The sequence below is a fragment of the Exiguobacterium sp. s191 genome (assembly GCF_018618955.1).
GTDB lineage: Bacteria > Bacillota > Bacilli > Exiguobacteriales > Exiguobacteriaceae > Exiguobacterium_A > Exiguobacterium_A abrahamii.
Map to the genome: position 1 here is coordinate 2,032,977 of NZ_JACSNC010000001.1, position 14,452 is coordinate 2,047,428.

General features: G+C 39.3%; 14 protein-coding genes. 4 read left to right on the forward strand and 10 right to left on the reverse strand.

All coding sequences use genetic code 11. The features are described 5' to 3' along the window. Nucleotides 1–210: 210 nt before the first annotated feature. Complete coding sequence (locus KNQ09_RS10675) at nt 211–771, reverse strand: hypothetical protein (RefSeq protein ID WP_064299294.1); 561 nt, start codon at nt 769–771, stop codon at nt 211–213. A gap of 366 nt (nt 772–1,137) precedes the next feature. Between KNQ09_RS10675 and KNQ09_RS10680 the strand changes: the two genes are divergently transcribed. Both KNQ09_RS10680 and KNQ09_RS10685 read left to right on the forward strand, forming a co-directional pair. Then, nucleotides 1,138–1,572, forward strand: coding sequence for a sigma factor (locus KNQ09_RS10680; protein WP_029342674.1), 435 nt, complete (start codon nt 1,138–1,140; stop codon nt 1,570–1,572). After that, nucleotides 1,569–2,402, forward strand: a complete 834-nt coding sequence (locus KNQ09_RS10685) for a tyrosine-type recombinase/integrase (protein WP_214858357.1) — start codon at nt 1,569–1,571, stop codon at nt 2,400–2,402. Before KNQ09_RS10680 ends, KNQ09_RS10685 begins: the two co-directional genes overlap by 4 nt. On the opposite strand, the gene KNQ09_RS10690 is transcribed toward KNQ09_RS10685, so the two are convergent. Then, nucleotides 2,383–3,201, reverse strand: a complete 819-nt coding sequence (locus tag KNQ09_RS10690) for a tyrosine-type recombinase/integrase (RefSeq protein ID WP_214858358.1) — start codon at nt 3,199–3,201, stop codon at nt 2,383–2,385. The two genes, KNQ09_RS10685 and KNQ09_RS10690, sit on opposite strands and share 20 nt — an antisense overlap. 238 nt (nt 3,202–3,439) lie before the next feature. Between KNQ09_RS10690 and KNQ09_RS10695 the strand changes: the two genes are divergently transcribed. Then, nucleotides 3,440–3,883, forward strand: coding sequence for a hypothetical protein (locus KNQ09_RS10695; RefSeq protein WP_214858360.1), 444 nt, complete (start codon nt 3,440–3,442; stop codon nt 3,881–3,883). 136 nt (nt 3,884–4,019) lie between these two features. Then, nucleotides 4,020–6,332, forward strand: a complete 2,313-nt coding sequence (locus KNQ09_RS10700; protein WP_251138129.1) for a bifunctional diguanylate cyclase/phosphodiesterase — start codon at nt 4,020–4,022, stop codon at nt 6,330–6,332. Between the two features lie 782 nt (nt 6,333–7,114). Here the strand turns inward: KNQ09_RS10700 and KNQ09_RS10705 are convergent. Genes KNQ09_RS10705 through rfbB form a run of 8 tightly spaced genes read right to left on the reverse strand, consistent with a single transcriptional unit; the run spans nt 7,115 to nt 14,451 of the window. Beyond that, nucleotides 7,115–7,744: a CatB-related O-acetyltransferase gene (locus KNQ09_RS10705; protein WP_214858361.1), complete on the reverse strand. Its 630-nt coding sequence runs from the start codon at nt 7,742–7,744 to the stop codon at nt 7,115–7,117. A gap of 20 nt (nt 7,745–7,764) precedes the next feature. Next, on the reverse strand, nt 7,765–8,268 hold the full coding sequence (locus tag KNQ09_RS10710) for an acyltransferase (RefSeq protein WP_214858362.1): 504 nt from the start codon (nt 8,266–8,268) through the stop codon (nt 7,765–7,767). Then, nucleotides 8,265–9,482, reverse strand: a complete 1,218-nt coding sequence (locus KNQ09_RS10715) for an O-antigen ligase family protein (protein ID WP_214858363.1) — start codon at nt 9,480–9,482, stop codon at nt 8,265–8,267. Before KNQ09_RS10715 ends, KNQ09_RS10710 begins: the two co-directional genes overlap by 4 nt. Before the next feature lie 41 nt (nt 9,483–9,523). Continuing rightward, nucleotides 9,524–10,417, reverse strand: a complete 894-nt coding sequence (locus KNQ09_RS10720; RefSeq protein ID WP_214858364.1) for a glycosyl hydrolase family 28-related protein — start codon at nt 10,415–10,417, stop codon at nt 9,524–9,526. Beyond that, nucleotides 10,410–11,576 (reverse strand): nucleotide sugar dehydrogenase, encoded by a 1,167-nt coding sequence (locus KNQ09_RS10725; RefSeq protein WP_214858365.1) that lies wholly within the window; start codon nt 11,574–11,576, stop codon nt 10,410–10,412. Before KNQ09_RS10725 ends, KNQ09_RS10720 begins: the two co-directional genes overlap by 8 nt. Before the next feature lie 14 nt (nt 11,577–11,590). Continuing rightward, complete coding sequence (locus tag KNQ09_RS10730) at nt 11,591–12,613, reverse strand: NAD-dependent epimerase (RefSeq protein WP_214858366.1); 1,023 nt, start codon at nt 12,611–12,613, stop codon at nt 11,591–11,593. A gap of 6 nt (nt 12,614–12,619) precedes the next feature. Next, nucleotides 12,620–13,468, reverse strand: coding sequence for a dTDP-4-dehydrorhamnose reductase (gene rfbD / locus KNQ09_RS10735; RefSeq protein WP_214858367.1), 849 nt, complete (start codon nt 13,466–13,468; stop codon nt 12,620–12,622). After that, complete coding sequence (gene rfbB, locus KNQ09_RS10740; protein WP_214858369.1) at nt 13,465–14,451, reverse strand: dTDP-glucose 4,6-dehydratase; 987 nt, start codon at nt 14,449–14,451, stop codon at nt 13,465–13,467. Before rfbB ends, rfbD begins: the two co-directional genes overlap by 4 nt. Nucleotide 14,452: the final 1 nt, after the last annotated feature.

The window sequence follows — 14,452 nt, forward strand, 5'->3', positions numbered from 1 at the left end:
TAATAAAGTGTAAATTAGAAAAAACTTCCATTTTTCATTTTTCTATCACTATTATTAACTTTTATAATTTATTTATTTTTATATAATATTTTGAAATGTTTTTTGCGACCCTACTCACAACCAATCCTGCTGATAAACGATGACTATATAAAAATGAAAAAGAGGATTCCGGCACAATACCGGAACCCTCTCGTATGTCTAACATAAATATCATCGATCCGTCGCAGAAACACCAATTGCGCGGACATATCCTTTTGTATCGTAGTCGAACCAAAGCAGTGCTTTTTTGCTGACGTTATAATAGTAGGTACCTTCTTGCTTGAAGTTGAGATACTTTTCTTTTTTGATCAGGAAAATCATCTTCGTCGGAACTTCGCCTTTTTTCAGCTTCTCATGCTCATCCGGTTTACCGAGTGCTTTCTTGACCTCACTTAACTTGATCTTCCGATCGTCGAGCTTCGGTAACGTCATCAAGACACCGACATGCTCCGGATACTTCGCGCTAAAACGAAAATCCGAGTACAGATTCTTTCCTTTCAACTTCCCGAACACACAGCAGTCCGTTTCGTCGACCCCATAACTGGCGTCTTTTCCTTTGATGGTGAAGCGATCATACAGTTTTGCTTTCGCATCCAGCAATGTTCCTTTTTCCGCTGCTGCGAATTGTTTCTTTAAGTACTTGGCGTTTGACATGGTTTTGGCATCAATCGAAGTTGGGACGAGCAAAACCAACATCATGACGAGCACGACGAGCCCTTTCATCCATTTCATTTGACGATTCCTCCTTTGTCACGGATTACGCTTACTGTAACATTTATCCATTTTCATTTCATCATTCTATTTCAAAAAACATCAATCTATTTTTGAAATTTATTTTCTGGAATTTGATGTCCGATTATCCCGAACACCCCAGCGGATAAGTAGAGTTATCCTGAAAGTGATCGCGCTAGAATGCGGGTTTATCTGAAGCGAATGGACGGAAGGATGGAAAATCACACGGCTTACGCTCATCGAAAGTTAAAGAAACCGTTGGCATGATTGAAGAAATAGAGCGTTGCGCCCAGCGGATAACTCTACTTATACTAAAACTACCGCGGAATACATAACAGATATGCATATCTGAAGAAACGGATACTCATGAACGACTTACTACGTAACTGGATTCCCCTCGTCAACTCCCTCCTGTCCCGCCTCTCGATCCACCCGAATGAACATGATGAATGCCGGCAAGCAGCCCTCCTCCGACTTTGGAAATCAATCGAAGAAGGAAAGGTCATGACCGTCACCTTCGCCCGGATTCGGGCAAAAGGAGCGATGCTCGACTACTTAGCGACCCGCAACCGGACGCTTGCGACTGAAGTCGCGGTCGAGACGATGCCGGAGCTTCCTCGGACACCGAACGTCTCCTTTCATTATCTCCTCAGTGAACTCAAACGGGATTTGTCGAATAAAGAGTACACGTTTCTCGAAGCCTTGATGCACGGCACGGAAGAGACGCTCGGTTACTCACCAGCGCGACTCCGTTCATTGAAGTCGGAACTTCGACAGAAAGTCCAGTTCCTCCTCGGATGATGACTTACTATCAAGAACGCTTACTCGCGATCATCGAACAGGCGGACTATCGTCCCTTGACGAAAAAAGCCTACCGCTCCGACGTACGGCATCTCTGTCGTCACGTCGAACGAATCGACGTCCCGTCGCTCCAACGCTATGGTAAGTTCCTACGCGACACTTATGCTCCAGCAACTGCCGCTCGACGACTACATGCGCTCTCCATCCTGTTCGATCAACTGGTCGCGGAACGTTCACTCCCGACAAATCCGTTGGCTCGCGTCAAAAAACCGATTCCTGCACCCTACCGACGACTTTCCTTCACGTACGACGACGTCCACCGTGTCCTCGAGACGATTCGTGATGAGACCGTCTATGCCTTTAGCTTTCTTCTTTTGCACACGGGACTGCGGTTTTCGGAAGCCCGTGACTTACAGCTCGCAGATGTCGACTTTGCGCGCGATCAGTTGCTCGTCCGAAGTGGTAAAGGCGATCAATCCCGTCAAGTTCCACTGCATCATGTGTTGCGCGATGTCCTGAATCGTTACATCGAGACGATTCGTCCTGATGTCCTGCCGCTGTTTTGTGAAGACAGCGGACGGCCGGTCAATCCGGCAAAGTTTCGCCGTGTCTTAAAAGAAGCAAGTGAACGATGTCTCGGACGGATTTTGCGACCGCATGACATCCGAGTCACGTTCGCGACGACACTTTATCACGTGCATCAGACGGACATTCTAACGATCATGCGATTACTCGGTCACAGCGATGTTCGGACGACTCAGCACTACGTCCTACCGTCGCACGACATTGCCCATACGTCGGTCAATCGTCTCAAGCGGACAGACGATTAAGAACGTCCCGGACGTGATTGGTCTGGCTACGGATGTATCCTTCCGTCGTTGAGATGCTGGCGTGACCAAGCAAACGCTTTATATCAAGTAACTTTAACCCTGCCTGCTGATAGAGATAGGTTGCATAGGCAATCCGTAACATATGCGGACGGACGTGACGCTTCAAGGACGTAAATCCGACCTCGCGAAGCGCCTTCCTTGCCGCATGTTCATTGATCACCCGTCCCGTGACGGACTGAAACAAATAGCCGGTCGTGCGACCTGCTAGAAACAGAACGATCTTGTCGCAAAGGGTCTCCCCGATTGGAACGATCCGTGTTCGACCGCCTTTCCCGTGACGCACGTACAGTTCATTCTTCGCTAAATCAAAATCCTGCACCGTCAACAAACGGGCCTCCATAAAGCGGAGGCCCGTTTGACTGAGCACCTCGAAGAAGAGGCGATAGGTTGGATCTTGAATCTGTCGAATCACCGGGATTAACTCTTCACTATCATGATAGGTCTCATCTTGGAGACGTTGATGGACGATCGGACGGATCTCGACCATCGGGTTCTTTTTGATTCGTCGTCGCTCGACGAGGACGTTTCCGAGCCGGTGTAAAACATGATACCGTCGCAGGATCGTCGACGGCTTATAATGTGCTTTCATCCAGTGAAAGTAGCGTCGTAAGGACGCGACTGACCAATCAATCTGATGCAAGCGCATTTGCCGAAGATCACTCCGGTATGCCTTGATCGTATGGGCTGACCGCGAGTAGTCGGTCAATAAATACTGATCGAGATAGTCATAGTGGGTCATAGCTGGTTCCTCCTTTTATAGGGACTGACATGACAGCCTGTGGAGTACACGATTGATTTTCGATGAAATATCAAGAATCGCTTTCCCTAAACAATCAATGCACGAAAAACAAAAATAAGGAAAAAAGTTACAATCATATTGAATCGATGTTCTGTAGAGCAGGAGAGAACACATACCTTTCTTTACCCTGAACAACAGTACATTGATTCCCTCCACTAATCGATAAAGGAGATTACATATGAATATGGATAACGACTATCTTGGCAATCCATCAGATATTCTCGTCACGACGTATGTGACGGAAGAAGACTTGCGCGACATCATCGCAACCGAATTTAAAGATTTTTGGCACCCGAAACTACGCATCACGCCACATGAGCTCGTGATTACCGGATCGACCGTCTCAACAGAACATCGATTTGCCCATCATAAACCGTTCACCCTCACGATTGCCCCGTTTCGCATCCGTCATAACATCATCTCGTTTCATATCTATGACATCAGCCCAGCGTCTCAAGAACAGACGATTTTGAATCTGCTAAAGGCAAACCCAAACTTGTCTTACAGCTATCACATGATTCATGTCCATCTTCAACCATGCGACTTCGGAAATCCGTTTTTCCATACGCTCCAGTATACGAAATTAATGGATCATAAAATCTTCGTCGGTCTCCATCTATAGTCGATAAGCTTTGATTTTTCCTCACCCGTCAGATGTTATTTGAAAAAAATGTATATGATTGAATGAAAAAGGGTATCTAGATTACACCTTTATCTTTGATTAAACATTTCATTCTGCCGAGGTGACTCCATCCATCATGCCAAACCATACGATGCATGCTCATACTGACTTTTTACTTGTCACGTTATCTTATCTGATTGCCGCAACATCCGCCTACATCGCAATTGAACTCGCGGGACGCGTCAAAACGGCGACCGATCGTTCGAAACATCTTTGGTTGATTGCTGGTGGCTCGATTTTAGGTCTTGGCATCTGGTCGATGCATTTCGTCGCGATGCTTGGTCATGGTACCTTGAAGGATGCGACCTACTCGTTCCCGCTCGTCTTTCTGTCGGTCATCATCGCGATGACGGGATGTATCCTTGGCTTTTATCTCGTCGCCCGTCGCATGTCCCGTGAATCGTTCGTTCTTGGTGGTTTTTTGATGGGAAGTGCGATTGCCGGCATGCATTATGTCGGGATTGCTGCTTTACAGGGGATGACCCTGCAGTATCATACAGGATATGTGTTGCTCTCGATCTTGATTGCGATTGCTGCTTCTTGGACCGCACTCTGGATTGGTTTCTTTTCGCGTTACGCAAAGCAACAGATGTTGGTGCAAACGAAAGTCTTCTTTGCTCTCATCATGGGCATCGCGATCTCTGGGATGCACCACGTTGGAATGCTCGGTTTAGAGTTTCAGATGATTCCATCATTCACGAGTGATCAAGTCATCGAACCAGCGATGCTGTTGACACTTGTGTCGATCGTCACGCTGTTTTTGTTCATCGTCTTCTTCGCTTCCGTCTTGTTTGACCTCCAGTTACGTAAACGTGACTTCATCCAAGCGACGATTCTTGAATCAACTGAAGATGGTGTCGTGACGACGAATCCTGATGGTCTAATCCAATATGCGAACTCGCTGTTCCATGATTTTTTCCCGGAACGTCACCCATACTTAACGGAGCATGACGTATCCTTACGTCTTGATGTGCCCGATCATACGAAACAGATGCTACACGTCGACGAACTCATCCTTGAAGTCGTCAATCATCCGCTAAAAGGGGAGAACTTGAATCAGACACTGTGGTTCTTCCGCAATGTCACCGATCAAGTCTCGTCCCAGCAACAACTCGAACATCTCGCCTTTCATGACCGGTTAACGGATTTACCGAATCGAGACAAAATCACGCTGTTCATCGAGGATCAGATCAGACAAGGAATTCCGGTATCCTGTCTATCGCTCAGTATGGACCGTTGGCGTTCTCTGAGTGATATGCTCGGTCATAAAGGTATCGAGAGATTGTTGCTGCAGATTGCAGAACGTCTCCAAGCGACGATTCACGCGCGTGATGTCCTAGCACGCCTTGATTCATCAGAATTTCTTGTTCTCCTCGTTGACGAACGCAGTCAGCTGGCGACACAAAAAGCGGAGAAGTGTTACGCTGCCTTATCGCAACCATTTGATATCGATGGGACTGTCATTACGCTGACGATGCGCGCTGGGATCAGTCATTACCCGGAAGACGCCACAACAGCCGAAGAACTGATTGAGTATGCGAAACTGGCACTACATGCCTCATTTGACGAAGCGCAAAACACGATCAAGGAATTTAAGGTTGAGAATCGAAACGATATCTTACGGACCGTACAGATTGAAAAATTCATGACCGAGGCACTCGAAGCAGAAGCATTTGAGCTTGTCTATCAACCAAAGATTGCAGTGGCTACGGAACGCATGACCGGTGTTGAAGTGTTAGCACGCTGGACGCACGATGAGCTTGGCTTCGTCTCACCGGCAGAATTCATTCCCGTCGCTGAAAATACCGGAGCGATTCATGCCTTAGGTGACTGGGTGTTACGTACCGCTTGCCTACGTTGGGTCGAATGGCAAGTCCTGACACCGGAACCGTTTTCGATTGCTGTTAACGTCTCGCCACTTCAGTTCGCGAGTCAAAAGTTCTTACGTCGCGTCGAAACAATTCTCGAGGAGACAGGAATGAATCCAGCATACCTCGAGCTCGAAATCACGGAGTCCGCCGCCTTATCGTATGAGACGGCGACCTATGAAAAATTAGCACGACTGCAAGAACTCGGTCTTCGTGTTTCCCTCGACGACTTCGGTACTGGTTACTCGTCCTTTAAACAACTTCGTTCATTACCAATCCAGTTGTTGAAGATTGATCGTTCATTTATCAGTTCGTTATTTGACGGTAAGAATCAACAAGCAATCGTCCAATCGATGATTCAACTCGGTCATAATTTAGAGATGGAGGTCTTGATTGAAGGAGTGGAGACAGTCGAACAGGCAGACTGGCTTGCGCGCGAAGGCTGTGATTATTTCCAAGGCTATTATTTCAGTAGACCATTAAGGGAAAAAGATATATTTATATTTTTAGGATTATCTTAATGAGGGATAATGAATTGTAAACTGCTTTTATTCACGTGTGCAAGAAAAAAATTAAATGCTTAAACTCTTAATTTTTAAAGATTTCAAATAGTTTAGATATCTTAACCCTAGTCGCTATAAAATTAAGCGCACTAAATAGACATTATTAAATACTTCGTTAAAATTAACCATTTTTATGTAGTCTATAACTTTGGTTTACGCTTAAATGCGCTTCAGAAAGTTTAAAGTTTACCATCAGCGATATGTTTTCTGACATGAACATGTTTTTTTGATAATGCCTATTACTTTTTATCATTTAAACATAGACAGTTTTATTATTTCAATTGTTTACTTTTATGGGAAGATAATGCGATATCTCGCTATAGATTGACCGTATTTATGAAATTAGAGTTTGATAAAAAAATTCAAATACTAAAGTATTTAAAAAAACTAATTTTAAATCCCTTCAGGCGTATCTATAGAAAAAAATATTGGTCAATTCATATAGTATAGATTTGCTTAAATATAAATTTGAGGTGAAGAAAAAGTGACTACTCATTAAAAAAATGTATTTGATAAGTCGTACAATATTTAATAATAATAGTGATGTTTTTGAAAGACAAAAGTAAAAGTGATTAACTAGTTCAAAAACACTTAAAGTATTTTTTTAATTCTTATATTGGTAAAATTTATATTGATTTGTGTATTTATCCAAAATCAAAGTATATTTAAATTTGATAGAAAAGCAGATATTAAAGGTTATAATTTTATTTGAAACTTTTTTACATTTGTACACAATTAAATTAAAGATCACCATTCTTATAAAAGGTTAATATTTCATCTACGTTTTGTTGATTCAATTCTTTGTAGAAATCTTCAACATTTTTTTTAATATGGTTGATATCTAAATTTTCGTAATCAAAGTGTAGTAAGGCATTGATTACTTCTTGATCAAATCTATATTTCAATACTTTACCTGCAGCAAATATAGCGTAGGGAGGAATGTTTTTTGTGACAATTGATCCAGCTGCAATGATTGCTCCTTGTCCAATTTTCACTCCGGATAGTATTAAAGAATTCTCACCAATCCATACATCGTCTTCTATAACTATAGGACCTTTTGTTGCAGTATTTTCGTCTATTCCACAAATATATTTTCGAAAGGGATATGTAGAAAATCCTTTATATGGATGCTCGCCTCCTAACAAAAATATAACGTTTCCTGCAATTGAACAATAAGATCCAATAGATAACTTTTCTTCTGAATTACCATATGACTGTACGTTTAAAGTTCCGTATGTCATTTTACCAATACTGACAATTGAAGTATCATCAGGAAACCTTCTTCCTATATTAGTAAAGTTATTTGAGTTTTCTTTTCTCCATTTTTTTTTCTTAAAAAAATACTTTATAATATTTATTATTTTTCTCATTTCAATCTCCTCATTAAAATTTAATTAGTAGTCAATTTTCTAACTTTTTTCGCTGGAATACCTGCATATAAATAGTTATCTTCACAATCGCTAGTAACAACAGAATTTGCTGCTATAATACATCCTTTTCCGATCCTCACACCTGGTAAGATCGTGACTCTAGCTCCAACCCAACAACCGTCTTCTACAACTATATCTTTCCCAAAAGCTTTCCCAGCTCTTTTATATTGATCACCTATTTCATGAGTTGAAGTACAAAATAAAACCTCCATTGCAATATCGCAATTTTCTCCAATTTTTATTAACGAAAGATTCTCGAAATAACATGAACCATTAATTGTAGTATTTTTTCCTATAACAACTTTATTATTCCCAAAATAACAGTTTGGTCTTATTGATCTAGTCTGAGTTTTGATCCCATAAAATGTATACATATATTTTCTTATAATTTGTGGTGTCACATTTGATGAAGCGATTGAATTTATAAATATATCTCTAAAATAATTTTTTATAATTCTCATCATTTTACATTCTCTTTTCTTTTTAAATTATAATTTTCAGAAACAATCAATCCAAAACCTAGAAATAGATATAGCATAAAAAGTTTGGTTCCAAAGTTTGGTTCAAATAACCCGTGCAATAAAACTGCAGTATAACCTCTTCTAAATCCTATAACAAAATTAATATTTTCATTTGTTTCCTTTATAACTTTGTTTAAATAGATATACATATAAATAATCAAAGTTATAAAAAGTACCCCAAACAAAAATCCAGCGTCCCCAAAAGCTTGTAGTATAAAATTATGTGCTAAATAATTTTGATTAAGTCCATTTACATTCATCAAACCATTTCCTATAATAGGATGATTTAAAAAGGCGTTATAATAATCTTCAAATATTTGAAATCTAGAAAGTGCATTTGATTGATTAGATAAGTTATCAAATCTTCCCACTTCAATCATTTGCTTTATAAATTTCCCTGTAAACAAATATATAATAAAAATCGCTAGTAAAGATAAGGAAAGATACTTGAACTTATTTCGAAATTTTATTTTGAAATTAAAAAGCGTTTCTTTCATTAGAATTACAATTGATAAAATTATTAAAAGGATTAATGCTGTTCTAGATCCCGTCAAAATTATAGATGTTCCAATGATACAAAGAAAAGCAACATTTAAAAATGAATTTTCTTTATTAAATACAAAAGTCAAAGCAATGAAAAATGGAATCATTAGTATGGTAGCTAAGTAGTTACTCCCACCTAATTCTAAAACTATTTTATTTCCTATGAGGAAATCACCATCATTTACAATTAAAGCTTTGTATAGTATTTGAACACACAGAAAGATACTAGATATTAAATAATATTTTTTTAGTTTCTTAATACTTTCATCACTGTAAAATATATTTGAAAAAACAAGTATGATTAGTGTTATTTCAATGTATGTAGACAATCCGATGAAGTATCTACCGTAGTCATCAGCGTTTAAAATAGAAATAAATCCTACAAAAAGCAATGAAATCAAAATAAAAAATAATTTATTAATTATTATTTTATTAAATTTAAAAATCAATGTTATTGCTACTAAGAAAAGTCCGTAAAAAGTAATCTCTCCATAATATAAAATTAGAGTTGAACTACTGATAGGGATAAAGATTGGTGGTAAAAATACTGTTAAAATACTTATGACTGTCATAGCATATGGTATTCTGTCGATTGAAATTGCTTTATTATTCATTATTTGGACACCCTGTCTTAAAACTTAATCTATTGTTAACATTAGTTTTCTAAGGTAAATAAAACATTAATATTATCCATTTCTTTTAACACAATTTGATCTTTTACTTTTTCAGAGTTTTTAATTTTTATTGACATTTTTTTGTTTTTTTTTGAATAATTCCCTCCATAAACTAAAATGCCTCCACCTTCATTATTCATAATATAGGGGTTTTCAATCGTTATCTTTTCAATACGATCTTTATTTGAATTTGGTTCAATATCAATTCCAAATGCTGGTGGAGTTCCTTCTGTATTAAAAATCAGCGGATTTATTATTTTTATGTCTTTACCTGAAATTATTGATATACCTTGTCTTCTGTTATTAATTAATTTCAGATTTTTTAAGATAATGTTTTCACTGTAATCTTTTATCGAACTACTAATGTATATTCCATCACCCCAACATTTTGTTACTACTATGTTTTCTATCAATATTTTAGAAGATCCTAAGATACTGACACCCATTCCCCATTCTCCATTTCCATTTTTATGAAGATACCTTTCACCATCAATCAATAAATTTCCTTTTAACGAAACATTATGAACATCTTGGATGTTTATTACTTTGTAACCAACAGATGAATTTGGTATAACCTGAAAAGTAACATTATTAAAATAAATATCAATGTTACTTCTTAGGTTTATGTTCGAAACAATGTATTTTCCTTTCGGAAAATATATTGTTTTTATTTTATGTTCTTTAGCATATTCTATTGATTTTTGTATAGCTAATGTATCATCTATTTTATCGTTAGGAATTGCATTAAAGCTGTATACATTAATTTGCTCTATATCTTTATTCTCTATATCTTTATTGTAGTTCGTTTTCACAAAAAATATTCCGACTAGAATTGTCACTAATAATAAAAGACCTATATATGTTTTTTTAATCACGACTATATAAATCTCTTGTGTAGACCTTTTCCTCCACATCACTCAACTCTGGATGCATCCGATTCGAAATAATGATGTCCGATTCTTGCTTAAACGCTTCAAGATCACGAATGACACGTGAGTTGTAGAACGTATCTTCCGTCAAGACTGGCTCAAAGACCGTCACTTCGATTCCTTTTGCCTTGATCCGCTTCATGATACCTTGAATCGATGACGCACGGAAGTTATCCGAATCCGTCTTCATCGTTAAGCGATAGACGCCAACGACTTTTGGATTTTGTTTGATGATTGTATCCGCGATGTAGTCTTTACGCGTCCGGTTTGCTTCGACGATTGCTCCGATGATGTTGTTCGGCACATCCTCATAGTTCGCAAGTAGCTGCTTCGTATCTTTCGGTAAGCAATATCCACCGTATCCAAACGAAGGATTATTATAGTGATTCCCAATCCGGCTATCGAGACCGACACCTTCAATGATTTGTTTCGTATCTAAATTCCGTACTTCCGCATACGTATCAAGTTCATTAAAGAATGCGACACGCATCGCAAGATAAGTGTTCGAAAAGAGCTTGATCGCTTCTGCTTCCGTCGAATCAGTCAATAAGACAGGAACGTCTTTCTTCACTGCTCCTTGCAGTAATAAATCAGCGAACTGTTGCGCGCGCTCTGAACGTTCGCCCACGACGATACGCGATGGATAGAGATTGTCATGCAACGCTTGCCCTTCACGCAAGAACTCTGGTGAGAAGACGATGTTCGGTGTATCAAATTTTTCTTTTAACTCTTCTGTATAACCGACTGGTACGGTCGACTTGATGACCATCGTCGCATCTGGGTTAATCGCAAGGACCGTTGCGACGACGCTTTCGACTGTCCGTGTGTTGAAGTAATTGCGTACTGGATCGTAATCGGTTGGTGTCGCGATGACGACGAACTCTGCTTCCTTGTAGGCTTCGAAGTTGTCCGTCGTCGCGTGTAAGTTCAATTCCTTATGTTGAAGGAAGTTTTCGATTTCTGCGTCAACGATCGGTGACTTACGATTATTGACAAGTTCGACTCGTTCTTTAATGATGTCGATTGATGTGACTTCATTATGCTGAGCGAGTAATACGGCCATTGAAAGACCGACGTATCCAGTTCCTGCTACTGTGATTTTCAATGCTCTCATCCTTTTCACAACTTTACATTGTAATATTCTTTATACCAATCGACGAATTTCCCAAGTCCATCCTCGATACTTGTACTCGGCTTGAATTCAATATCTCGTTCTAGCTCCGAGACATCAGCGTATGTACGAAGAACATCCCCTGGTTGCATTTCCATGTATTGTTTGTTCGCTTCTTTTCCAATCTTCTCTTCCAACACATTAATGAATTTCATGAGTTGAACGGGTTGATTATTCCCGATATTGTAGACACGATATGGAGCAAAGCTCGCACCTAATTCATCCGTACTTTCATCCCACTCCGGATTCGGTTCCGGTGCTCGCGGAATTAATTTTGTAATTCCTTCTACGATGTCATCGATATACGTGAAATCGCGTTCCATTTTCCCGTGATTAAAGACCTTAATTGATTTTCCTTCAATAATATCTTTTGTAAAGGAAAAATACGCCATATCTGGGCGCCCCCACGGTCCATAGACCGTGAAGAACCGAAGACCCGTTGTTGGAATACCGTATAAATGACTATATGTATGAGCCATTAGTTCGTTCGATTTCTTTGTCGCTGCATACAGACTAACAGGATGATCGACGTTATGATTAGTCGAAAATGGCGCTACTTTATTTCCACCGTATACAGAGCTAGAGGAAGCATATAATAGATGCTGGACTGGATAATGACGACATGCTTCTAAAATATTTAAGAACCCTGTTAAATTTGAGTCGAGATACGCATATGGATTCTCAATAGAATAACGCACACCCGCTTGAGCAGCTAAGTTAATAACATATTGAGGGTGATATTGTTTGAAGATTTCATCCAACTTATTTTTATCTATTAAATCGCATTCGATGAAGGTAAAATTGTCTAAACGCTCTAATTGTTGAAGACGATCTTTTTTCAATTGTAGCTCATAATAGTCATTTAAATTATCCAGCCCAAGTATTGTATGTCCGAGACTCGTCAACCGATTCGTTAGATGCATCCCAATGAACCCTGCTGCACCAGTTATAAGAATTGTACTTTGATTCATCGTATCTCACCCGCTTATTTGATTTTTAAACCGTTCTAACGCATTACTCCAAGTTGGAATATCATAATCAATTTTTTGAGCTGAAGACAGGTCTAAAATTGAATGTTTCGGACGTAGCGCTTTTTGAGGGAATTCATCTGATGTACATTCGTGAATGACCGTCTGTTTTTCTTTTAATATCTCTTTCGCGAATGTATTCCATGAACATACATCGTCATTTGAGAAGTGATAAATCCCACCACTTACATTTTGATTTACGATAAACCACATGAAATGTGCTAGGTCTTCTGAAAATGTAGGTCTTCCGAGCTGATCAGAAACAACCTTCAACTCATTTCGGGTTTCTGAAAGTTTCAACATTGTGTATACAAAATTATGACCATGGATTCCGAATACCCACGATGTCCGAATAACAAATCCATCTTCTCCCAAAACCTCTTGAACAGCTTTTTCTCCAGCCAATTTTGCTTTGCCGTACTCGTTCAATGGATTGACAGCGTCTGTAGTTTCATAAGGCGTTTCTTTTGTACCATCAAAAACATAGTCCGTACTCACGTAAATCATTTTTGCATTGACTGTTTTAGCAGCTTTTACAATAACCTCAGTTCCTATAGCGTTCACTAACCAGTTCTGTTCCTTCCCCTCATCCTCTGCTGCTTCGACATTCGTATATGCAGCAGCATGAAGAATCCAGTCTGGTTGAATCGAGTTCACGATGGTTTGAACTGCGCTCTCATTTGTGATATCAAGTTCTGATTTTGTAAAAGCAAAGACCTCAAAAACTGAAGCGTCGATTAACTCAACAAGATCTTTTCCTAATTGACCATTGGCACCTGTTATAATGACTTTCTTCATTTAACTAGTGTCGCTTTTTCTTTGAGTGGACGCCACCAAGCTTCGTTTGCTAGATACCAGTCGATAGTTTCGATAATTCCTGTATCAAATGTGTATTTTGGTTTCCAGCCGAGTTCTGTTTCTAATTTAGCTGGATCAATCGCATAACGACGATCATGTCCTAAACGATCTTCTACATACTTCACTAGGTCAGAAGAAACATTCAAACGTTCCACAATCAAGTCTACGATTTGGTTGTTTGTTCGCTCGTTATGACCACCCACATTGTAGACTTCACCCGATTTTCCGTTGTGGAAAACTAAATCGATTGCCGCACAATGATCGGTTACATGCAACCAATCTCGAATATTTTCACCATCACCGTAAATCGGTAATTCTTTTTGATCCATCGCATTGGTAATCATCAATGGAATGAGTTTTTCAGGGAAATGGAATGGACCATAGTTATTCGAACAGCGTGTAATATTGACATCCATGCCGTATGTTTCAAAGTAAGACCGTACTAACATATCTGCCCCTGCTTTAGAGGCCGAGTAAGGACTATTTGGTGCAAGCGGCGTATCTTCAGTAAAGTATCCTTCTGCACCTAAAGAACCGTACACTTCGTCTGTCGATACTTGTACATATTTTTTTAGATTATGTTTCCGCGCAGCGTCGAGTAACGCAAGCGTTCCTTGAATGTTTGTTTCAACAAAAACTTCTGGATTCAAAATACTGCGATCAACGTGCGACTCAGCTGCAAAGTTGATGATTCCATCTATATCATGCTCTTGAATCAATTGATCTAATAATTGACGATCAGTGATGTTTCCTTCTACAAACACATGATTTGGATTGTCCATAATATCAGCTAGGCTGTTTTTATTGCCTGCATATGTAAGCAAGTCTAGGTTAATGATTTTATAAGTAGGATATGTATGTAACATATGACGGACAAAGTTACTTCCAATGAATCCAGCTCCACCTGTAACGATAATCTTCATT